Annotated in this window: 26 protein-coding genes; 6 read left to right on the forward strand and 20 right to left on the reverse strand. The window is 34.4% G+C overall.

Annotated elements, in window-relative coordinates; translation table 11 throughout:
• Positions 1-5 precede the first annotated feature (5 nt).
• From ACFQ0R_RS00615 to ACFQ0R_RS00630, 4 genes are all read left to right on the forward strand, one after another.
• Positions 6-791, forward strand: coding sequence for a dienelactone hydrolase family protein (locus tag ACFQ0R_RS00615; protein ID WP_379656429.1), 786 nt, complete (start codon positions 6-8; stop codon positions 789-791).
• A 75-nt stretch (positions 792-866) separates the two neighbouring features.
• Positions 867-1,766 carry an AEC family transporter gene (locus ACFQ0R_RS00620; protein WP_379656430.1) on the forward strand — a complete coding sequence of 300 codons (900 nt, stop codon included), beginning with the start codon at positions 867-869 and terminating at the stop codon, positions 1,764-1,766.
• Between the two features lie 234 nt (positions 1,767-2,000).
• Positions 2,001-2,840 (forward strand): hypothetical protein, encoded by an 840-nt coding sequence (locus tag ACFQ0R_RS00625; protein ID WP_379656431.1) that lies wholly within the window; start codon positions 2,001-2,003, stop codon positions 2,838-2,840.
• Positions 2,837-3,265, forward strand: a complete 429-nt coding sequence (locus ACFQ0R_RS00630) for a DUF4829 domain-containing protein (protein ID WP_379656432.1) — start codon at positions 2,837-2,839, stop codon at positions 3,263-3,265. Before ACFQ0R_RS00625 ends, ACFQ0R_RS00630 begins: the two co-directional genes overlap by 4 nt.
• Before the next feature lie 9 nt (positions 3,266-3,274).
• On the opposite strand, the gene ACFQ0R_RS00635 is transcribed toward ACFQ0R_RS00630, so the two are convergent.
• Positions 3,275-4,903 carry a family 16 glycosylhydrolase gene (locus ACFQ0R_RS00635; protein WP_379656433.1) on the reverse strand — a complete coding sequence of 543 codons (1,629 nt, stop codon included), beginning with the start codon at positions 4,901-4,903 and terminating at the stop codon, positions 3,275-3,277.
• Between the two features lie 143 nt (positions 4,904-5,046).
• On the opposite strand from ACFQ0R_RS00635, the gene ACFQ0R_RS00640 reads away from it, so the two are divergent.
• Positions 5,047-7,470 carry a S9 family peptidase gene (locus ACFQ0R_RS00640; RefSeq protein WP_379656434.1) on the forward strand — a complete coding sequence of 808 codons (2,424 nt, stop codon included), beginning with the start codon at positions 5,047-5,049 and terminating at the stop codon, positions 7,468-7,470.
• Positions 7,471-7,668: 198 nt separating this feature from the next.
• Here the strand turns inward: ACFQ0R_RS00640 and ACFQ0R_RS00645 are convergent, their stop codons facing one another.
• Entirely contained in the window at positions 7,669-8,745 is a 1,077-nt protein-coding gene (locus ACFQ0R_RS00645; protein ID WP_379656435.1) for an alkane 1-monooxygenase, read from the reverse strand.
• Positions 8,746-8,817: 72 nt separating this feature from the next.
• On the opposite strand from ACFQ0R_RS00645, the gene ACFQ0R_RS00650 reads away from it, so the two are divergent.
• Complete coding sequence (locus tag ACFQ0R_RS00650) at positions 8,818-9,477, forward strand: hypothetical protein (protein WP_379656436.1); 660 nt, start codon at positions 8,818-8,820, stop codon at positions 9,475-9,477.
• A 114-nt stretch (positions 9,478-9,591) separates the two neighbouring features.
• Here the strand turns inward: ACFQ0R_RS00650 and ACFQ0R_RS00655 are convergent, their stop codons facing one another.
• The 18 genes from ACFQ0R_RS00655 to ACFQ0R_RS00740 form a co-directional block, all read right to left on the reverse strand.
• The gene (locus ACFQ0R_RS00655; protein ID WP_379656437.1) at positions 9,592-9,735 is read right to left on the reverse strand and encodes a hypothetical protein; all 144 of its coding nucleotides are present in this window, start codon (positions 9,733-9,735) and stop codon (positions 9,592-9,594) included.
• 92 nt (positions 9,736-9,827) lie between these two features.
• Positions 9,828-10,127 (reverse strand): GldL-related protein, encoded by a 300-nt coding sequence (locus ACFQ0R_RS00660; protein WP_379656438.1) that lies wholly within the window; start codon positions 10,125-10,127, stop codon positions 9,828-9,830.
• 9 nt (positions 10,128-10,136) lie between these two features.
• Complete coding sequence (locus ACFQ0R_RS00665) at positions 10,137-10,310, reverse strand: hypothetical protein (protein WP_379656439.1); 174 nt, start codon at positions 10,308-10,310, stop codon at positions 10,137-10,139.
• Between the two features lie 19 nt (positions 10,311-10,329).
• Positions 10,330-10,785, reverse strand: a complete 456-nt coding sequence (locus tag ACFQ0R_RS00670; RefSeq protein WP_379656440.1) for a PH domain-containing protein — start codon at positions 10,783-10,785, stop codon at positions 10,330-10,332.
• Between the two features lie 41 nt (positions 10,786-10,826).
• Complete coding sequence (locus ACFQ0R_RS00675; RefSeq protein ID WP_379656441.1) at positions 10,827-10,988, reverse strand: hypothetical protein; 162 nt, start codon at positions 10,986-10,988, stop codon at positions 10,827-10,829.
• 324 nt (positions 10,989-11,312) lie between these two features.
• Complete coding sequence (gene nhaA, locus ACFQ0R_RS00680) at positions 11,313-12,632, reverse strand: Na+/H+ antiporter NhaA (RefSeq protein WP_379656442.1); 1,320 nt, start codon at positions 12,630-12,632, stop codon at positions 11,313-11,315.
• A 172-nt stretch (positions 12,633-12,804) separates the two neighbouring features.
• Positions 12,805-13,092, reverse strand: a complete 288-nt coding sequence (locus ACFQ0R_RS00685; protein WP_379656443.1) for a hypothetical protein — start codon at positions 13,090-13,092, stop codon at positions 12,805-12,807.
• Between the two features lie 3 nt (positions 13,093-13,095).
• Positions 13,096-13,575, reverse strand: a complete 480-nt coding sequence (locus ACFQ0R_RS00690; RefSeq protein WP_379656444.1) for a DUF4199 domain-containing protein — start codon at positions 13,573-13,575, stop codon at positions 13,096-13,098.
• Between the two features lie 59 nt (positions 13,576-13,634).
• A complete protein-coding gene (locus tag ACFQ0R_RS00695) occupies positions 13,635-14,279 on the reverse strand; it encodes a hypothetical protein (RefSeq protein WP_379656445.1) in 645 nt (214 codons plus the stop codon).
• A 19-nt stretch (positions 14,280-14,298) separates the two neighbouring features.
• Positions 14,299-14,664, reverse strand: a complete 366-nt coding sequence (locus ACFQ0R_RS00700; RefSeq protein WP_379656446.1) for a cupin domain-containing protein — start codon at positions 14,662-14,664, stop codon at positions 14,299-14,301.
• Position 14,665: 1 nt separating this feature from the next.
• On the reverse strand, positions 14,666-15,775 hold the full coding sequence (locus tag ACFQ0R_RS00705) for an AI-2E family transporter (protein ID WP_379656447.1): 1,110 nt from the start codon (positions 15,773-15,775) through the stop codon (positions 14,666-14,668).
• Between the two features lie 192 nt (positions 15,776-15,967).
• Positions 15,968-16,810, reverse strand: coding sequence for a TlpA family protein disulfide reductase (locus ACFQ0R_RS00710; RefSeq protein ID WP_379656448.1), 843 nt, complete (start codon positions 16,808-16,810; stop codon positions 15,968-15,970).
• 227 nt (positions 16,811-17,037) lie between these two features.
• Entirely contained in the window at positions 17,038-18,996 is a 1,959-nt protein-coding gene (locus ACFQ0R_RS00715; protein ID WP_379656449.1) for an OmpA family protein, read from the reverse strand.
• A gap of 59 nt (positions 18,997-19,055) precedes the next feature.
• On the reverse strand, positions 19,056-20,600 hold the full coding sequence (locus tag ACFQ0R_RS00720; protein ID WP_379656450.1) for an ice-binding family protein: 1,545 nt from the start codon (positions 20,598-20,600) through the stop codon (positions 19,056-19,058).
• Between the two features lie 323 nt (positions 20,601-20,923).
• Positions 20,924-21,481, reverse strand: a complete 558-nt coding sequence (locus ACFQ0R_RS00725; protein WP_379656451.1) for a helix-turn-helix domain-containing protein — start codon at positions 21,479-21,481, stop codon at positions 20,924-20,926.
• Positions 21,482-21,701: 220 nt separating this feature from the next.
• A complete protein-coding gene (locus tag ACFQ0R_RS00730; protein ID WP_379656452.1) occupies positions 21,702-22,166 on the reverse strand; it encodes a hypothetical protein in 465 nt (154 codons plus the stop codon).
• A 161-nt stretch (positions 22,167-22,327) separates the two neighbouring features.
• Positions 22,328-22,492 (reverse strand): hypothetical protein, encoded by a 165-nt coding sequence (locus ACFQ0R_RS00735; protein WP_379656453.1) that lies wholly within the window; start codon positions 22,490-22,492, stop codon positions 22,328-22,330.
• 11 nt (positions 22,493-22,503) lie between these two features.
• The gene (locus ACFQ0R_RS00740; protein WP_379656454.1) at positions 22,504-22,947 is read right to left on the reverse strand and encodes a hypothetical protein; all 444 of its coding nucleotides are present in this window, start codon (positions 22,945-22,947) and stop codon (positions 22,504-22,506) included.
• Positions 22,948-23,060 lie beyond the last annotated feature (113 nt).

The raw sequence follows: 23,060 nt of genomic DNA on the forward strand, positions 1-23,060 counted from the left end.
TTCAAATGAAATCGTTAACCACACTTCTAAGTATATTAATTAGTATTTCAGCATTTTCACAAACCGATCTCGAAGTTTTAGAACAATCCCCAAGACATCACGAATGGGTGGAGTTGGAAAGTAATGGGAAGACTTTACATAATTTTATTGTTTATCCTGAAGTTTCAGATAAGGCTAAAGTCTTTATTGTCATTCATGAAAATAGAGGTCTCAACGACTGGGCGAGACGTTTCGCAGATGAACTTGCAGAAAAAGGATTTATCGCTGTAGCTCCAGATTTACTTTCAAATAGTTCAGAAGGCATTTCAAAAACAAGCGACTTTGAAAATTCTGACGCTGCCAGAAATGCGATTTATAATCTAGATTCACAACAAGTGATGTCCGATTTAGACACAGCTTTTGAGTATGCAAAATCTATTGATGCTGGAACTGGCGAAGTTTCAGTGATTGGTTTTTGTTGGGGTGGTTCGCAAAGTTTTAAATATGCCACTCATAATTCTGACCTTGAAGAAGCGCTTGTTTTTTATGGTACAGCTCCAAAAGACATGGAAGAACTTGCTAAAATTGAAATTCCAGTATACGGGTTTTATGGTGGTAATGATGCGAGAGTCAATTCCACCATTCCAGAAACTGAAGATAAAATGAATAAACTGGGTAAATTTTATTCATATAATATCTATGAAGGTGGTGGTCATGGATTTATGCGAAGTGGTGCTCAGCCAGATGCAAGTGAAGACAATAAAGAAGCCAGGGAAAAGGCCTGGAAAGATTTGCTTAAAGTTTTGAAGTAATAATTTTTTTCAAAAAATGAATCTAATAAAGCATCAAAGAACTTATTATTGTAAGCTATAGAGTAAATAATATCTATGAGTAACTTTATTCTCATCGTTCTTTGTCTTATTGTCGGAGTATTATTGAGTAAACTAAAAACCTTTCCACCAAGAGCACACGAAGGAATCAATGCTTTTATATTTTATGTTTCCCTGCCAGCATTATCCTTGAGGTATATTCCAAATATCGATTATCGCTACGAAATCCTTTTTCCAGCCTTGATGCCATGGATTGTCTTTGGCTTAGCCGCAGTATTATTTCTCGTGTTAGGTAAGATTTTCGACTGGCATAAGCACCTGATTGGTTGTCTAATCCTTTGTTGTGGGCTAGGCAATACTTCATTTGTAGGTTTTCCGCTTCTAAAATTGTTTTATGGAGATGAAGCCATCAAGTATGGAATATTAGCAGACCAGCCAGGATCATTCATGGTCATGGCTACCTTAGGAATTTTTGCAGCAGTTTATTTTCAAGAGGGTAGAGGAAACTTTAAGCCCATCGCTAAGAAAATAATCCATTTTCCGCCCTTCATAGCATTTATTGTGTCTTTATTACTCACTTTTGTTGAAGTCCCAAACACTCTAAACCAAGTTTTCGAAACGCTCGGTTCGACTCTTAGCCCGTTAGCATTATTTTCAATAGGAACCCAGCTCACCTGGAAGACCAAGAACTTTGAGTTTTGGCCATTCGGTGCAGGATTGCTTTATAAGTTATTTTTAGCACCGCTTATTATTTTTTTGGTTTACAATCAGCTTTCCAATTCCAGTGATCTTATCATTAAAGTGTCTATTGTGGAAGCTGCTATGGCACCAATGATCACCGGAGTTTTGCTTGCGATTGAGTATAAACTCAGACCAAATCTCGCTTCCATGTTTGCTGCTATCGGCATTCCATTATCACTTTTGACTACGTATCTATGGTTTTCTTTTTTAGGTTGAATTTATTACTGCTAACTTAAATTTTAACGATATCCAGCTTAAAAGCATTAGTTTGTTTTATTTAATGTCCTGATTTTAGGAATACTAAAGATCTCAATTTCAATTTACTATTTAATTCATCTGAAGCATTCCATTTTTGACTTTAGTTTTATTAAGTATACTTTTTTAATAATCTTAACCTGAAAGTGCTTCTGTATTATCACTTTAATTAAGTTTGAGGCTATAAACTAAACTATGGGTTTTTTTCAAAGTGCTATCAATCAAGTTGGTCGAGATTTAGGAAGAGTGGCAAGTAATACTATCTTCAAAAACAAACACTCTATACCTATTCGTCATGTAAAGAATAATACATCTAATAGGACATCGCCGTCAACCACTAGAAAAATTCAGCATCAAGGAAAATTAACGGATGTAAAATCAGAATTTGAAAAGAGTCTTAACTTTACATTAGGTTACAGGCCGCCAACCTTGATTTCTAAAATTGCCGGAGCCTATGCAATTCTCAAAAATGAAGCTTTAGCTTTTGTAGAAGATGGATATCTGGATGAAGAGGAAAGTGAACTGTTATTTAATATGCTCAGACAATTCAATGCTAAAATTGCAGATATAGACGACGTATTAGGTTTCACTGTTGATGAGGATGATAAAGTTTTTGATCAGTTAAAAAAAATTGTGGAAGCCATGCAATCTACATTTGTAGATGTTCTGAAAATTTCTGAGAAAGCATGTGTTCAGCGTGCTAAAATATATAAAGAAAAGGCTCAGGAAGTTGAGCCTTTAACCTTTGGTAGATATTTTGGCTTGCACCTTATCTGGATGGGCAAATATGCCAGAGGAGGTGAGAAAAATACTGGCCAAGCTGTTCTTGCAAATATCTTAGACATCATAACCTGTACTTTTTTGATTACTCGCTTTGTATTAGCGGTTAAAGCTTTGGTCTCCTTTAAAGATGATGCAAAAAAACGAGAAGACCTAAAAATAGCTTACGAAGAAGCATCAAGTTCAGAATTGGAACGTGCAGAAACTTACGAGATCATTATCAACAAAAACAAATCATCAAATCCAGATTCATGAAAATTACATTTGTAAATATTTTTCTATTTTTTGCTTTTTCTCAAGCCAATGCACAAACAGCAGGAGAAGTGGTCGATTCTTTTTTTGAAGCTCTAAATTCTAAAAATCATGAGTTGCTCAATGAGTTATGTCTTGATGATATGAAAATTCATACTCTTGCAATTGGTGAAGAAATAGAGGTGAGCTCCCAAAGCAAACAAGAGTTTGTAGATGGAATAAAATCAATACCTAATGAAACAAAAATTTTTGAAAAGATCAGATCAGAAGAGTCTATCGTAAATGAACATCTAGCACAATATATGCTGCCGTATTCATTTTATGTCGATGATAAACTTTCACATAGTGGTACCAACGTAATGACTTTACTCAAAACTAAAGAGGGCTGGAAAATCAGCTATATCGCAGATACTCGTAAAAAGTCATAATCGTAAAAATTAAAGTTTTATCACCTTATAGGTGTCATTGTAACCTGATCCTTTTACTTTAAAGAGATAGACCCCAGACGACCATCCTGACATATCGATTTCAGTTTGTCTGCTGTTAATACGATACGACTCCTTCAATTGTCCCTGGATAGTATAGATGTCAAGAGTTTGATTCGTATTTAATCTTCCATTGACCACTGTTGTAAATTGATCTACAGGGTTTGGCGTGATATTTAATTTAGATCTATCTGAAACAGCTTCAGTACTGAGTGAGCTTTCCTGGTACACTCTCACATAATCTATTTCAAATGTACTTTCAGTAAACGTTGGATCTATACTTGGTTGTATAGCTGTATTTAATAAGATATACTGATCTTCAGTAAAAGGCCACGTATCTGCATTTTGTGTGTCTGGCTCATATATATAGTGCACATTTCCATCTACAGCAAATACCATTCTGTCCTCATACCAGTCTAAGGTATACGTATGAAACTCAGAGGAGACTGTTGAAATGTATTGCCCCCCATGATTAATAGTTCCACCATAACTTGACGGAGTGTGCATTGCACTTTGTACAAAATTTTGATTGTACCCCCAATGTTCCATAATGTCTATTTCACCACACTCTGGCCAAGGAGTTGTTCCAAAACCTTGGTTATCCCAGTACCCGCCAGTCTCATCTATGTTTTTACCCAGCATCCATATAGCTGGCCAGGTTCCAGCACCTGTAGGCAATTTTGCCCTTACTTCTACACGTCCATAAGTAAATGTAAACTTGGAGTTTAATCTAGCAGATGTATAATCTTTGGTAACACCTTGGTCTGTAAATGTTTCCTTTTTGGCTACGAGATGCATTATTCCATTTTCAACAAATGTATTTTCAATTCTATCTGTATAATGTTGAATTTCACCATTAAACCAAGATTCACCATTTGGTAATTCAGTCTGGTGAAACCATTTTTCAGAATCTAATGTACCATCAGTATCAAATTCATCAGACCAAACAAGCTCATCATATACTGGGTCGCTTGGATTTTCGGGATCTGTTGGGTTTGAAGGTTCACCACCCGCAAAATAAAAATCGTCTATAAATGCAGTTACGAAATCAGTATTATTCTCACCATTTATTTGTAAAAGAACTCTATTAAAGTCAGTTCTATCTAACGGATCTTGAGATGATGGATCTAAATTTATGTAGTTATCTGTTGCAAAATCAAAAGTTATAGTTTGCCATTGATCCAAAGTAACTGGTTTGATAATTTCAGTTTGGTCCGACCATGGTGACTGTTGATTCTTATTTTGAAGTTTCAAAGAAATCTGATTTTGCTGATTTCCTGTTATACTTGAAGACGGTATATAGATCTTCAAACTAAATGGAGTATTTTGTTCTAAAATAATAGGCTCTGAACTGTCAAAACCAATATTAGCATAAAGCCCGCCATTGTCATTATATCTCAGAACTGTTGATGTGGGGTTTTCTGAATTTGGAAAAGGATTACTGAAATCAGTATGTATTTCCGCATTATCTGGAAACCAAGTTGAGATGGTTGAGTTTCCCTCAAAATCATCTTCCAAAACTTGAGAAAATGAACTTAAACTTGTCATCAAAATTAATAGGGCAAGTAAAAATTTAGTCATAAAATTAAAATTTCTTCAATATACTTACATTTAAAGACTAAAAATTCAAGATGCCTGTTAAAAAAACATAGTGAAAAGCGTTTATGAAAAATTTTACTATTAAATTTAATATATAAACACATTGAAAATTTAAACTTTATCACATGAAAAAATTACTAATTGTATTCTTTACTTTTTTACCATGGCTGGGTTTTAGTCAGATTGATTTAAACTACCAAAAACCACATGAAGACATTCTAGAACTCGCAGATGCTCCTATGCCACCATCAATGAGCATAAACCCAGACGGGAGCAAGGCTTTACTTATTTATAGGAATCAGTATCAAACAATAGAAGATTTAGCAGAAGATGAGCTGAGACTTGCTGGTTTGAGAATTAACCCTAAAACCAATATTTCAAGTAGGACTCGTTTCTATGTTGACTTAAAATTATTTGATCCCGAAGCGAAACAAGAGTTTGAAATCAAAAACCTACCTGGCAATCCTAAAATTTCAAATTTAAATTGGTCTCCAAAGTATAATTATATCGCCTTCACACATACCACAGAAATGGGTAATGAATTATGGATGATTGATTATGATAAAAAAACTGCTAGTAAACTAACCGAAGCTATTGTAAGCGGTAACATGGGCACCACTATGACATGGCTTCCAGATGAGACGGGTGTTTTAGTAAAAACATTACCAGAAAATCGTCCTAGTCTTATTGATGCAGATAACAAAGTCCCGACAGGCCCTACAGTCTCTGTTAATGAGGCTGGAGTTGAAGCACAAAATAGGACTTACCAGGATCTTTTAAAGAATAGTGACGACGAATTCAATTTTGAAGTATTGGCAACTTCAGCGATTCACAAAGTGGATCTACAAGGGAATAAAAGCCTCTGGAAGCCAGCGGCAATGTACGGTAGTATGTCTGTTTCTCCTGATGGAAATTACATTATGATTTCAGAAATCAAAAAGCCATTTTCTTACATTGTAACTTACGGCAGATTTCCGACCAATTATAGTATTTTTTCTAAAGATGGTGAGTTGGTGCATGTAGTTGCTGATGTACCTCTTATGGAAGAAATGCCTAAAGGTTTTATGTCAACGCGAACCGGACCAAGAAATATGTCCTGGAGAAACGATCATCCAGCAACGATGGTATGGGTTGAAGCTTTGGATGAAGGGGATGCCAACAAAGAAGTAGAGTTTAGAGATGAAGTTTACCAGTTGGAAGCTCCGTTCAAAGGAAAAAAGAAGTTTTTAGCTAAAACTCAATTAAGATTTTCTAATATCACCTGGGGAGATAAAAATACTGCAGTTCTTTATGAATACTGGTGGAATACAAGAACTCTTAAGACTAGTATTTTTAATCCTTCAAAACCAAAAGCGGATCCTGTAGTCTTTAATGAACGTAATTATCAAAATCAATATGATAATCCAGGAAGTTTTGTCACTTCAAAAAATAAATTCAACGAATCTGTTCTTGAGATTTTAGATGATGAGTTAACTCTTATGGGAGAAGGTTATTCTCCGGAAGGTAAATTTCCGTTCGTTGATAAATACAATCTGATATCCAAAACTACCAATCGAGTATTTGAGGTTGGAGACTCAGATATGCTGGAATCATTCGTTAATATGATTGATGCTGAAGAGGGAAGAATATTAACAAGACTTGAAAGCAGCAATGAATTTCCTAATTATTACTTCAGAAATTATAAAACCGGCGATCTTGAGCAAATCACAGATTTTAAAAATCCATTCGAGGTTTTAAAAGACGTTCATAAGGAAGTGATTACCTATAAAAGAGAAGATGGCTTGGAATTATCAGCAACACTTTATCTGCCGGTAGGTTATGATATGGATAATAAAGAAAAGAAGCCAATGATTATGTGGGCATACCCACGTGAATACAAAGATAAAAATAGTGCTTCACAGGTAACATCAAGCTCTAAAGAGTTCACTTATCCTTACTATGGATCACCAATTTATTGGGTGAATAGGGGGTATGTTGTTTTGGATGATGCAGCTTTCCCAATCATAGGAGTTGGAGAAGAAGAACCAAACGATAGTTTTAAATCCCAACTGGTAGCCAATGCAAAAGCAGCAATCGATGCCGTAGATGAGATGGGTTATATAGACAGAGATAGAGTAGCAGTTGGAGGCCATAGCTATGGCGCATTTATGACAGCAAACTTACTTTCGCATTCAGATTTGTTTGCAGCTGGTATCGCAAGAAGTGGTGCATACAATAGAACATTGACGCCTTTTGGTTTTCAGTCCGAAGAACGAAACTACTGGGAGGCCCCTGAGGTTTACAATACGATGTCGCCTTTCATGAATGCTCATAAGATGAAGACACCGCTGTTGCTTATCCACGGTCAGGCCGATAACAATTCAGGGACTTATCCTATGCAAAGTGAGCGCTATTTCAATGCTCTCAAAGGACTTGGAGCTCCAGCCAGATTGGTGATGCTGCCAAAAGAAAGTCACGGTTATGCCGCTAGAGAAAGCATTATGCATATGTTGTGGGAGCAGGACCAGTGGCTGGAGAAATATGTTAAAAACAAAGACACTCAGGAGTAAAATTTCTTCTGAATTTGATTTAAGAAAAGACTGGAAGTTTACTTCTGGTCTTTTTTGTTTGAGTTTATCTCTCAACTTCAGTTGGGTGCAGGTCACTTCTGAAGCAAGCGTTCAAGTTTCACCTAAGCATTAAAACTGAATATCGGGATGATATTTTGAACACTTGGCAAATTCAATAGAAAACTAAAAAAATAAGGATTAAGTGACTTGCTTAAGTTGATTTAAAGCCAATTCTCGCATGTCTTTAGGGACTTTTGGATTCATAATAGCAAACCAAAGTGGTGGGATAAATGCAATGAGAATACTTGTGGGGTAGCCATAAGGTAATTCTGGACTAGTGGAGTAATAATCTAATAATTGATAATTTTTATTGGCTCTGTAATGGTGATCACTATGTCTGGTAAGCTCATACAAAAGGATTCTTCCTAGTAAATGGTTGGAATTCCAGGAATGGATTTCCTTGACAGGAAAATACCTGCCACTTTTACGCTGTTTTCTTAGTAAGCCGTAATGTTCAATATAATTTATACTTTCTAAAAGCAAAAAACCTACAACTCCCATACTGATTGCCAGTAATGCAGTTTGCCAGGAAAATAGGATAAACAAAAGGCTTAAATAAACAAGTTGTAAAGCTGTATTGATCAGCATCGAGTTATGTATGGACCAGAACTTTTTATTTTTTGCACGGAGTAATTGCTTTTGGAGTTGCCAGGCATTTAAGTATTGACGTATAGATGAGTTGAACCAAAAGGAATACACGCTTTGGTTCAGTTTGGCTGTTGCAGGATCTTCTGGGGTGGACACTTTTGCATGATGCCCAAAGTTATGCTCTATGGTAAAATGAGTGTAATGGGAGGGAAGCAGAAGGAACTTAGAGGCTAGCTGACTCCATTGGTTTTCTCTATGACCCAATTCATGAGCTACGTTGATGCCATTACTCCCCAGCACGATTCCTACACTAAGCACTACACCTAGTATTTGAGTTGTAGTGAGAACTTGAAACTCTATAGTATAAAGTGAAAGTCCTAATATAAAATAGACAAGAGGTAAATTGAAGTATAATAACCAATTAAAAAACGGATGTGTTGCTTTAGAAGCTTTATCGGTGTCCGATAAGTTTTGAGTGAATTCTGGTGTGAACAATTCCAAGATTGGAACTATCCCAAAAGTCACAATAGGAGTGAGGTAGCTTAATTCTGCTGGATATAAAACTCCGAAAACTGCACAAACGGGAATAATATAAGCTGTTAGGTATTTCAGGTCTGTAATACTCATCTGTATATCAAAAGTATAAGAATTCTAAATTTAATAAATAATTTAAGATATTACAGCCCCAAAAATCTATTTATGAAACATTCATTTTTTCTTGTTATTGTAGTCTTACTTTTTTCCTGTGCTTCCAATACCGTCATAGATTCCAAAACCAACAAACGGGTAAAGGTTTATGAAAACAAAGACTTTCAGTTTTACTATCCACCTAATTGGGAATTTTATGAGTTTAATAAGCAAGACAAATTAGACGGTATTCTTCGTCTTGCCCACAAGAAAACAATTTATGATGCCTTCACTTTCCGAGATAGTCTTTCAGGAGTAACTAATAAGGTGATCGGGAATAAGTCCAATGAAAAATTTTACAAAGCCTATCAAGATCAAATTATTGATTCGACAGAGTCTAAATATTCGTCGTCTTCTGTAAGGATAATTAAGTTTCCAAAAGATTCTGTGAATACTAAAAATAAATCATCCTATTATTATCTCGAAAAAGACTTTGAAGATGGAAATAAAGAAGGAGTTTCTAGAGTAAGTGATCAATTGTACATCATTAAGACAAGAATAAACAGAAGGACACGAGAGAATGATTATAGATATTCAACCCGGGTTAGCAAAAAGTATGTTCATGTTTTAGAGGATTTTTACTATGTAGTTGATTATTCTGCAAGTGAATTTCTTTACACCAAATATCTAAAAGATGCTGAAGTGGTTTTAAAGTCCTTTGAATTGAAATAGAAATCAAGTTGCTTAATGCTTTTCGCCAGGCTTTCTTGTTAGCACAAAATATATCACATATAGCCAGCTAAAAATACCGTGCAGCAAAGCAAGAAGCACAGACTTGTTTCTTTCTCAGGATGTCACTACAGCAAGTACAGATCCAAGTCCGATACCGCTGCTTATGACCGAATTTCTTACCTGAGTTGAGCCTTCATGGCTAAAACATTCCAATGAGAAAAGAAAAATAAAGATGATGCTTAGTTTAAATTTATTCATAAGAATGGTTTTGGAACTAAAGGTATTGAAAGATTTTTGAATTTTATGAGTGCAAAAAGTAGGTATTATTTTTAATAGAAATTAATAATAACTCAAATCCCTTTTTCTTTTTTCAATCTATTGCTTTGCAACAGGTAAAAAATAGGTGAGATCACAGGCATTATAAACATGCTGAGGATCCAAAAGGGTTTATTGGATATTTTGTTCTTTATCATGTCGTTAAAAATGATAATCCATCCAGAAAGTAAAAGCACAAGGCCTGTTGATAAAAGAAAATCTGAAAATCTCCAATGTTGAATTTTCGCTAAAGCACCTAGGATGATGAATAAGAAATCACCAAGAACTAAAAGCCACACGATTTTTGAGCTAATTTTAAAATCTTGATTTTTCATCTTTTTTATTTAAAATGTAATTAAAAAATATACCATTATTAATCCAAAGTATATAAATTGAATGATAAGCTTCCTGAATTGAAATGCTTCGCCTGTAATAAGGTCAAAACCAGCTATTGATAAAGCATAAGCAAAACCTGAAATTAAACCTGTTTTAAATGTTGGCTTTGTACCTTCTGTCATTTTTTACTTCTGAAATAGTTTAAGTAAGTAGCTTGTGATTTTCTTTAACTTGAATGTCACTATTAAATTCTAAAAGTTTCTCAATAAAAAGGTTTTCATCTTTGGGAGTGACAAAAATTTCTTCGTTTGTTTTGTATGTGAGGAGTAAACCAGATTTTGCTGTCGCTGGATGCAAACCGAATATATATTTATTCTCATAAGTAACGCTATGAATTCTACTTATTGGAATAATCTCATTGACGAAATTGCTATGGCATATTAAAAGTGAATTTTTAATATCATAGGAGAGTTTAAAATAATTTTGAAGTATCAGTAAACTTATCGCAATGAAATTAATGACAGGGAGATAAATGGACATCCCGGAATCGGATTCTTTACTTTGATGGATAATTATAGCTATAAACACAGCAAGAATGACAACCATACCGAAGGCTATGGTAGTATAGTACATATCTGTTTTATTCTTGAATTTCATTTCTATGAAATTGATTGGTAATGATCATATTGTTAATTAATCTAAAAGTAACAAGTTTTTTTTAAAAATATAAATTTGACCTGAATATGTTCACCACTTTGAGAATCTACTTTTTTGATCCCTGGGGATAAAACATAAGCTAGAATTCCGGAAACAGCCCCTCTCATTCCAATACCTACGTTCTCGAAAAAAATGTAAATCATAAAAGTGCTTATTATAAAAATGAGAACAAATGAAATTTTAGTAAGAATCTGAATTTTAGTGATTAACACGAACTTAATGATTGATTTTAGATTCAAATATAAAGTTTTTTGAATATATAATGTTCTAATATATCAGGTATACTTCGATGAAACTTAAAGACTCAAAAATTGCAATCAATTTTTGAGTCTTGCTGGAAACTTGTTTTTAGTAAAAAGGCTTAAATGAGCATGAAGTAAAGCTTTCGCTTCAAATAAGATAAACTTTAAGCAGTACTCTCCTGCTTTACATTAACTCAATCAAATTCAGTAGAAAAAAATCCCTAATTAAGTTTGATTTTCTTTTCCAATATATTTTAAATATAAATAACCGCCTATACCAGCTATAATAGAAGCTGTAAGTATTCCTATTTTGGCTTGAGTCTTATAAAGTTCATTTTCGAAAGCTAGTTCTGTTATGAAAATAGACATTGTAAATCCTATAGATGCTAGGATACCGAGGCCAAAAACATGTTTGAAAGTCACTCCTTCTGGAAGCAAACTTATTTTGAAATACACCATGAGTTTTGTCAAAGTCATTATCCCGATTACTTTTCCTAAGATTAATCCTAAAATAACTCCAAGTGTTACTGGATTAAAAAAGTTACTGAAAGCTTCCTGATTTATTGTCACACCAGCATTTGCGAACGCAAAGAGAGGTAAAACTATAAAATTTACAAAAGGATATAAAGCATTTTCAAGTCTATGAAGTGGGGCGGTGGCATCTTCAGAAAGCATGGAAAACTTTCCAATATTTTCTGTGATTTCATTTTCTTCATGACCTTTTTCTTTGAATCCCTTCCTTATTCTATATGATAATTGGCGTGCTTTTCTTAAAAAAAGTTTGGAGCTTATCTTTTCACTTGTAGGAATAGTGAAAGCGGCTAATACGGCCGCAATTGTAGCATGTACCCCCGAAAGTAAAACAGCAAGCCAAAGGCCGCCAATGCCAAATATGGCATAGAAGATAGTAGTTCTGATACCAAACTTATTTGCTAAAAACAGGATTAATAAAAACACGCCTCCCAGTGCCAAGTTGAGCATGGATATGTCTGATGTATAAAAAAAGGCAATAACTAAAACGGCTCCAAGATCATCTACTATGGCAATGGCTGTAAGAAAAATTTTGAGGGATATGGGAACCTTATCCCCTAAAAGGTAGATGACACCAAGCGCAAAAGCTATATCCGTTGCCATGGGGATTCCCCATCCTGTGACAGCGTCTGTATTTTGTGTAAAACTGAAAAATATTAATGCCGGAACAAGCATTCCGCCAATAGCTGCAGAAACAGGTAAAATTGCTTTTTTGAAGCTTGTAAGCTGACCATGCAAAAATTCTTGTTTTAGTTCTAAACCTATTAGAAAAAAGAAAATAGACATCAAACCATCGTTTATCCAATGAAGCAAGTTTTTTTTGATAACGAAATCTTCAAATCCTATATACAAATATTGCTTCCAGAAACTGTGATAAAGGTCTGACAATGGTGAGTTTGCTATGATTAATGCTAAAACTGCTGCAGCGATAAGCAGAAAGCCAACCGAAGTTTTTTTCTCTATAAAGTGCTTGATCGGTAAAACAAGGTGAGTGTCTAAATCAGACTTTTTCATTAAAATTGCTTTTAGAAAAATGAAAACTTAAAAAACTTCAAGTTAATCAGTAAAATTCTAATATTATATGACAAAAATTAGTTTCTGAATCATTAATATTTACAGATTATGTTTATTAATAATCATTTCTATTTGTAGAGAATTTTGTTGATTTTCTGTAAGTATTTGTTTTCTAATTGCCAGCAAATGGAGTTCCAAAAACGCCTACCGCCAGTTCTGCCCAAATCAAAAAGAACAGAAATAGAATCAACCCAATAAAAATAAGACGAGCCTTATTAGACTTGAAAATTTTTAAGGTGAGCTCTATTGAAAGCGCTAACATAATGAGTAAGACTCCCATAACAAGGAAATCAAAAGTACTCCAGTTGACCTCATCGCTTATTTGCATGCCAATGAAAGGAATAAGCAGAAGAAAAGGAACTGATAAGAGTAAAATATGGGAGCGTTTGATAGATGCCATTTTTTATTTTTTTCTTGTAAAAACAGCTACAATTGAGGTTGTTATAATGCCCATAACAAAAGCATAGATAGTGCTTTGTATGACATATGTTTTCAAATTGAAGTTGGACTCTGCTTCCTCTGTGGTCTTATAATATCCAGTTTCAACTGAATGTGTTATAACATTTTCAAAGTAATCTGGGGTGATGACTTCTGATATAATCCACTGAGTCATTGGACTGAAAATAGTTATAATTATGGTTATAATCAAACCAGTTTTAAAACCTTGCTTGTAGGTCATTTTACCTTTATAGTAGTTTTTTCTTTTGTCTCTAAGTGCCAGAACATAAATAGCGATGGCCACAATTGCGTAAAGCATGGTTATGTATTGATGAAGATGGATATATTCATCATGAAGTCCGAACCACTTTTCTAAAAGCATCCAAATCAACATGGAGGCAATAAATATAAAAGCCCATTTTAATTCGGTTTTAAAATTTTTCATTTTATTCTAATTTAGCTAAGCTAAATTAAGGGTTTATTAACTAATAATGAACAATAAATTTAAAACTGAATTCCAAGACTAAAACCGTATGAGCGGTAGACAATACTTGAAGGGTCATCATTAATGCCTTCTAAAATACTTTCATTGAAGATGAAATCATTAAAATCCCCAAATACATTTAGATTCATCACAAAACCGTCTATACTTGTAATGGGAAATTGAAGCCCCAGACGAAGGTTGGCAAAATTGCTGTCAATTTTATCACTTAATGCGATATTTCCAGCGAGCATAAAATTGAGGTTAACGCTTTCGTAATCTACAAAATGATACCTCATGATTGCTCCAGCTTTTAGAGCTGAAATGCTTTGCTGAACCTGGTACTGAAAGCCACCAACAGCACCCATAGTGAATTTTTTAAATATAGGATAGCTGTAACTATATAGAATGCCATAACCAACCTTATTGTCTAATTCTTCCTGACTTCCATAGACAATATCACCATTTTCATCGCGTCTTTTATAATTATATTCAATGGAGTTAGCGATGGCAAAACTAACATCTACATGCGAAAACCAGCGTTTTTCTAGGGGGACTGGATTTGTGTCCTTTGCAATGGCATTTCCTGCATTTATCAGGTCTAGTGGGTTTTGAGATTGTGCTGAAAAGGCTAGGAAAAAGCTAAATAATAAGATCGTTTTTTTCATAAGTTGACTAAATCAATTTTTAAATTTCATCCAGTTTTTTGACAGTAAATTCATTTTCAGTATTACCGGTATTCAGAGTAGATTTTGGCTCAAACATGAGTACTTTTGCTTCACCAACAGCTGAGGGTTTATGTTGAGCTCCCTTGGGAACTATAATAAATTCTCCCGCATTAATTTCATGAATTTCATTCCCCAGTTCCATCTTGATTTTTCCTTCTATGACCAGAAATAGTTCATCTTCATAATCATGCTGATGACTAATGAATTCATCTTTAAATTTTGCAATCTTAACGTGTTGCCCATTGAGTTCTCCAACGATTTTAGGACTCCAGAATTCTGAAAAGGAATCGAATTTTTCTTTTAGATTGACAGGTTTTATTTTCATTTTACTTTTTACTCGTTATTTTTTCTTTCAGTCTTTTAAAAAGCCCTTTTTTATTCTTTTTTCGTTCTACGAAATTGTCATTTCCAATCAATAGTCCAAAGGGTTTTAGTTGTTCATACTCTTTGCAAATAACCTTCAGCATTGCTGCAAAAGGTAGAAATAACACCATACCAGCTACTCCCCAGACGGATGCTCCAATGATTAAACTTAGAATAGCAGCAAAGGCATTCACATTCACACTGCTTCCAACGATTTTTGGGTTTAAAAAATTACCTTCCAGTAGCTGAACAAACCAAAATAACATGGCCACAGCCAAAGGGACCCATAATTGGTCATGAGACATAAAGGCATATAAAACGGGTATTGTCGCACCAAGAGTAGTGCCTATGTAAGGTATAATTGATAGTGAAGCAGCCAAAAAACCAAATAGAAATGGGCTGTCTATTCCAATGATCCAAAGGCCTATGCTATTAAGAGTGCCTAAAATCAATATTAAAATTAACATACCTGATAGGTATTTTTGTCCAACTTGCTGAACTCCTTTAAGCATATTAAAAAATTGATCTTTTTTACCAGCTGGTGAAAACTTCATAAAAGCTCTTACCAGTCCTTTGTTGTAGATGAGGAATAAAAACAAGTAAATAAACATGGTAATCAATCCAGTTAAGAAGTTGGCAGTGCTATTGAAAGTTCCTCCCAAAACAGCTCCTGCAGAATTTTTCAACCATGATGTCAAATCATCTAATAACTCGTCTTCATTGAGTTGGTCTACTATGCTTACGTTTTTATTGGTAAAAATAATTATATCAGTGTAAAGATTAGATAGCTTTGAACCGAAATTACTTATCTCATCTGACAGTGCTATAATTTCTGCAGAGAAAAATGTGACACCACTGCCTATAACGAGTATCAATACTAAAATTGATAGAAATCCAGCAAAAATTTTACCCAATCCCCAACTAGTGAATTTTTTATGAAGAGGATATAAAATAAATGCCAGAATCAATGCTATGCCAAGAGGAACTAATAGTGACTTTGCCACCACAAGAAAGGCTACAAGTATTGCGATGAAAGCCATGGTAAAAAATGCCTTTTGAAATGATAATTTCATGTGTATTTAATTATTTGATAACTTGGTTTAAAAAAAAGAAATTATAAATGTTCTTCAGTTATAATTAACTCAAGGGGGTAAAATTAGTAATTATAAATTTATACTTTATCCATCTTTTGGGCTTTATACTATATCATTGTTAAATATTCTAATGTTAATGAAAAACATGCTCATCTAAATATTTATTGAAATCTATTTCAAAGGTGGTTGATGGGAAGCCTGAGACTTTTTGCTCATATGTATAGTATTTTTGTAGTAATCAATAATCCTTGAGCCTTGGTTTTCTACTTTTTGAATCACACCTTTCTTATCCAGTAAGTAATGCGTCGGGTAGATTTGAGCTTGGAGTGTATTAGTAATCAACTTTTTTTGATTTGGAATTACTTTGTAATTAAACTCTGTCTTTTCAAGAAATCTTTCAAGCTGAGCCTTTGGATCCAAAGCCAAACTGATAAAAAGAATATCTTTATTTTTGTTCTGTTCAACAAATTCATTCAATTCTGGAAATTCTTCAATACATGCTTTACAGTTGATGAACCAGGTTTTGATAAAAACGTCTTTGCCTTTGATGCTGGCATTGGTATATCGATTACCGTCGAGATCCACAAAGTCAAATTCCGGGAAATCCTGACCTTCTTGTGAGAAGTGTTTTAGAATTGTGTAAGCTTGAGATTTTATAGTGTTTTTTATACTCTTATTGGCAGTATCACTTAGTTTGTAGAGTCTGTATAGATTTCCTCCATCTTCCGATTTTAATTTCAAAGGAATATAATGACCTGAAGTCAACTTTTTTAAAGCTTGTTCTTTATTAATAGGATCAGTGTTTTCGTCTATACTTTTGAACTCTGAGGCTAGATCGACCTGATTTAAATGATAAGTCCACCAGGTTCTAAAATTAGCTTCCAGATTTTCTGCTTTAACTTTTGGTTCTAAATTTTCTAAAGAATTCTCATCAACAGGCTTTTCGGAGTTCTCTTTACATGAAAAGATAGCAAAAGCTAGAATTGAGTAAAGGACAAAGAATGTTTTATTCATAATAGATTATATTTCAGTTCATCTAAAGTATCATTAATTATCAATTTTGCAAGTGAGTTCTGGCTAAGACTGGATAGTTTAAATCATGATTTTGTGCTAAGCAATGTAGCGATAAGCAATAATCATAACTGAAACAAATTCAGAATAAATATTTTTGAAATTATAAAATAAAAAAGGACCTGAGTTTTAAGTCAGATCCTTTATTAATTTATTGTTTTTTAAGCATTTTAGCTTTTGGCAAGATCAATAATAACCGTACGGTTATAAGAGCGTTGCTCCGGAAGTTTATTGCCGTAATGGGCTTTGCTGGTATTCTCACCAAAACCCTGTACATCAAATTTCACATCCTTTCTATTCGAATTAAGAAGTGCTTTTTCCAGTATATCTTTTACATTGTTAGCACGGGCGAGAGAAAGTCTTTGATTGTTTTGGGCTTCACCAATACCATCGGTATGACCATGTATGGTAACTTTACTGTTTCTTGGAATTTTTGGAGCAACAATATCTGTTAAATACTTTTCATACATGCTGATAGCAGTTGCGTCATCAAATTCGTAGAGAATACTAAATCTCATACCTTCTTCAAGATCTGAAGTTGACCAAAGGACAACGTTGGTATTGGACTCTTCAATAACTTCTTCTCCATTTTTGGTTGTACCAATCATTTTTACTTTAAAATCTCCTTCAGCCTGATTTCCTAAAATAGTCTTTCCGGGAATGCTAGCTACTTCTTCTGTAAATGGACCATAACTCTTTACCATTCCATTTTCATCTGTAAGCTCTATCCTCCAGCTAGAAAATGCTTCTTCTGCACCGTCTGCTTTAAAAACAACATAACTTTCCTTAGGCGCTTCCTGAACTTTAAACTGTACAGGTTTTAATTGTGCTTCAGGACCACTTTGAAATTCCATAAGCATGGCTGGAGAATTACTTTCAATAGAAACTCTTCTGTCTTCTGCTCTTAAAAGATCTAAGTCTATTGTTTTTCCGGCCTTTTCGGATGGTAATTTTGGCTTATTTCTGCCTTCAACAGCTATTCTAGAGCCACTTATTGCAAAAACGTCTACCAAATAGGTTTTAACTGACTGTGCCATTGCTCTTGCATCGTCATTTCCTTTTTCTGAAGATCCTACAAGCGTGATAGTTGCGTTTGGATTTTTACCCATACGATCACCTATAATATTAAGAACATTGTAATACACAAGCATACCACGTTTTGAACGTCCAGACATGTCTAATGGGGTATTCACTTCAACCTGGTCTTCTTTAAAGTTTTTAACTTCTTCTTTATTCAGTAAGACATAACGCTTAGGAATCTCTGTAGATCCCTTATCGATATACACATAATTACTTAAAGGAAAAGTCTCAGAAACCATACGTTCTGCTTGAACGTTTCTAGGAGACTCTATTGTGAATCCTACAGAAGGAACAATAACTTCAACTATTTCTTCTTCAACTATAGATTTACGTCCTAGACCAAACTTAAGCGCTGCTCCAGCTCTTATGGTTGTGTTATTCCAGTTTTCTGATGAACGTGGATTTTGACCAAAATAAGGTTGAAAAGCTACAAAGGGAGAAAGTATAAACTGAGTTCTTTGCGTGTCTGGTGAAAGTGGGATATCAAATCCTGCGCCTACCTGCATAGAAATAATCGTGTTTTCTATATCGCTGAAATCACCATTTATTGCTGGGCCAGCAACTTGATTTGAAAGAGCAGGATTGGTTCCTATTTCATAAGTAAATGACTTATCGATATTGAAAGCTAATCTTGGGCCACCATAAAGATAAAATCCATTTTTGAAAGGAGCTAATCTTAAACTTGGTTCTATAGTAATATAACTTAGATCTGTAGATAAATCCATCGGACAATTACAAGGTGAAATCACCTGATCCCAGTCACCTTGTCGGTTGTCATATCCAGATTGTAACATGATACCCCAAACTGAATTTGTAAAATGATATTCAACAAGTGGAGCTGCGTAAAGACCAACACCATTGCCGTCTTTAAAAGCTGTAGGAACGGTTAAATTCTCATTTAGGCGTTGTGTTGTTCCTCGGTAAAAATTGAAGTTAGCACCAGCGGCTACCCCAAAATACCAGTTTGGTTTCTCGTATTCAACCTCTTGGGCTGAAGTCTGCATTTGAAAACCTAATGCGACTATGATAAGTAAAAGTGTTTTTTTCATAATTATAATGAATTGAATTTTATAAATCCCCCGCCATTTGGCAGGGGATAATGATTTATTTAATTAGAAGGTTTAACAATTGCGTTACCGTCTAGAGTAACTGCAGACTGTGCTAATAATCTTCCTACAACTGAAGAGCGTGTATCTACGGAGATCAAGGTTTGAGATAAAATATTTCCACTGAAATTAACGTCTGTTCCAAGCACAGCACCTGCACCCGCAACTACCCAGTAGATATTATCGGCTTTTGCACCATTTATCAGAATAATTTCAGTGTTATTTGCTATGGTAAGGTCTCCTGCAATTTGGAAAACAAATTCAGCGCAATCTACACCGCCACCATCTAATGTTATACTATTGGTGACTAAAAGTCCTGTGGACCATTTATAGACACCTGAGGCTAAAGTCTGACCATTGATATTTCCAGCTAAAAGTTCTGTTTGATCTGGAGCTAGTCCATTTGCAGTAGTAAACGCTGTTTCCATATTACTCACAGCTGTGGTTAAATTAGCTGGTGTTGGTACTGCATAATCTGAAGCGTAAACTCTTCCTGTCACTAAACTTGACGTGGAATACGTACCACTGGAATGGAGAGACAAACCAAATCCTGTTATGCTTGTTGAGCTATTAGGACTAATTCCAAGATCATCTGTTATTGAGGTGTTACCTGTAGTTGAAATCCCAGATTTTGCCAATATGGCATAATCACCAGCCAGACCTAAATCTACAGCCGGGTTAGCACAAATTTGACCTGTATTATACTGTGTAAAATTAGCTGTGATTGCTTTATCGGCATCCATAGTAACTGTAAGTGGATTGTTATTTCCGCTAGCATCATCACTCCAGGAAGAGAACTCATAACCATTATCGGGAGTAGCTGATAAAATAACAGATGTTCCATCATTGTATGAAGTTTGGTTTGGATTCACATCCACATCGCCATTAACAGCATTTACAGTAAGTGTAAAAGTATTTAAAGACATGACCTCAAAATTGGCCACCAAAGCCATATTTCCATTGACTTCAAATTCATAAGTTTCATTTGTAGAAACCTCAGTGCCGTCTATAGTCCAGTTTAAAAACTCAAAACCTGCATTAGCTACTGCTTCAACAGTAACAAAAGATTCATTGTTAAATAAACCAGCTCCTGTTACGGTTCCGCTAGCATCAGGAGAAACAGAAAGACTTACCTCCGGGATTGTTGTGAAACTCCATACGAAGTCTTCTTGCAGCGCATTACCAAACGGATCTTTTATTTCTGTTGTAAGTGTTCCTGTATAAACTGTAAAGGGTAAAAGATTTGATTCTGGTGTAAAAAAAGCGGTCTTATCAGCATAGTCAATTCCACCAATAAGAGCAGATTCTCCATTGACCATAAAAGTATCTGTGTTTATTGTTTCGGGGTCTAGTTCTTCATTGAAAGTTGCAGATATCACCTGGTCAAGTGTTACATTTACAGCGCTGTCAATTGGAATAGTGGAAACGACTATAGGACAAATTCCTACAATCTCTTCCGCATCATCCTCGGCACAACCTGAGGTCATGATTGCCAAAGTCGAGGCAATAGCGAGTGATGAGATTAATTTTAATTTTCTGAAAAACATAATATATAATTTTGCTTGTTATTGGCTTTATGCCAAAGTGAAATAATTTTCACTATGCAAATCTCAATCAGGATGAAGTCTATAATGTTATATAAATCACACATTCATAAATAACTCCACTATGCTGCATGAAGTCCTGTTGATATTGAGCTCAGGGCTTAAAAGAAGTGTTGTTTCGATTCCTAAAAAGCAAACAAATCAAAATAATTTTAGGAATTTATGCAGTGATTCGAATTTGAAATAGGGGGGATGGTGGTAAAAGTAAATCTGAAACTCAGGAATATTGATGATTCTCTGACACTCAGACCCAAAATATAATAAACTTAGATGTTTAATATGTTTTCATTTTGATGCATCATTGCTTTGTAACAAGAAGGGGAAAGTCCTGTAATTTTTTTAAACTGACTCGATAAATGAGCCACACTACTATAATGTAAAAGGAAAGATATTTCTGATAAACTGATATCGCTGGTTAAAAAGAATTCTTTAACCCGTTCTATCTTGCTAAGAATAATAAATTGCTGGATGGAAGTAGAGCAGACTTCAGAAAAAACATTTGATAAGTAAGTGTAATCGTAGTGCAAGTTCATGCTAATGTAAGCTGAATAACACATCACAGGAAGACCATCAGTATACCTTATCATTTCTTTTATAGTGGTCTTTATTTTCTCAATCAGGAGGGTTTTTTTTTCATCATGCAACTTCAGGCCGTATGATAACAAACTCTTACTAAGCTTACCACGCAGTAAGTCTCCTAAGTCATGGGGAAGATCTACCATGCCATCATCCACAATGACATAGGATATTTTTAATTTTTTCAATTCTTCTTTTACTTGTGCTTCACCAAGCAAACAAACCATGTCTTTTATATATAACTTCATGGTAATGGATTTTTCTAATTTTACTGTTATTCACAGTATCCCAATCGTTTTTTGCTTTGGTGGTCTGATGCTTAGAGCAACAATGCCCGACAAGAATGGCATTGAATATGTATAAGGTACATCACAAGATTACATTTGATAGCATAATTTTAAGAATTGTCTATGTTTTAACTTTTATTGCCTAATGCAAATAGATTAGAAGAGTTGAAATGAACTTAAATTAATCTATAGTTATATCTACTGTCACTTCTCTTCCCTGAGGTAATTTTGGGATTAACCTGTGGTAGGTAAGGTTAGGAGCAATCAGTGTATTGTTTTGGTTGAAAGTGACTTCCAGTTGATAAGTATTGGTTTCGCAGCCCTCCGTCAAAACATAATCGATAGAATCATTTCCTGTTGTGAGTTGTTCTTTACCGATGAGCAAGTCATAGGTTATAAAATCTATATCTGGTTGACACTCTCCAGTGACGCGACTATTAAAATCAGTCTGATTTGTGATAATGATGAAGTCATCGGTGAGGTCGATATCCATTTCAAACTTGGTGTTCACACAATTGTATTCACTTTCCAAACCAGTGGTTTCTATCACTTGATCAGTACAAATGTTATCATCATCGTCACTGCATGAAAATAGTACAAAAATGGAGATGGCTAGAAGTAAGGCTTTGGTTTTAAAAATGCTCATAAGAATTAAATTCAATTAAAATTGACTTTCATTAAATTTAATGAAATGAACTATTAATTAGTTTAATGACTTGTTAAAAGTAAGCTGTATAGGTAAATCGTCCTGGCTAGACATGAAAACTGAAATAAATTACTGAAGGAGTGAGATTTTTTTTAAAAATTTTATTTTTTAAATTTTCTTTCTGAATATTGTCCAAGCTTGTAGGCTGCTAAAAGTGGTATTAAGGAAAATACTAAATAGTTTTCCGCATCTCCATACTGTAACCATAAAATAAGTAATGTAGCAGTGAGTATAATAAAAAAAATATCAAAAACTTTCTTTTTCATGATGTAGCAAATTAAGACGTTGAAATTGAATTTACAGTAGATCGCTGATCTATAAATTTCGCCTGTGAATGTTCTACAAGTATTCGGATAAGGCGATTGATGTCGTCTTCGTGAATGTCTCTGAGTTTAATTTTTTTATCGGATCTGCTGTGTAACTCTAATTTTATGACGTCTTTTTGAGGAATTATAGTTCTTATATCTTCAAAAGTGATGGTTTTGCTTTTGAAGGAATTCGTTTTTATAACGATTCCTTTTTTGTTCCATTGTACGAAATTTTTGTACCAAAGTATTTTACTAAGTATGATGATTTGGAGTAGAAACCCCGCCGCTGATAACAGACCGTTTTCATAGTCAAAAATCATCCCGTATCCAATAAGAATGAGCAAAGCTGAAACAATCAATAAAACTATTCTGACCCAACTTCCAGATATACTATCAAAGTGTATTCTTTTCATTTTTTCTGATTGATTTTATGAAACTGACCATATATCCTGCAACTATAAGCACCATAATTGCTGTAAGCCAGTAGTTTTCTCTATTATAAAAAATTAAAAAGCCTAGTAAGCCA

It is taken from the genome of Psychroflexus salinarum (genome assembly GCF_042677225.1).
GTDB classification, from domain to species: Bacteria; Bacteroidota; Bacteroidia; order Flavobacteriales; family Flavobacteriaceae; genus Psychroflexus; species Psychroflexus salinarum.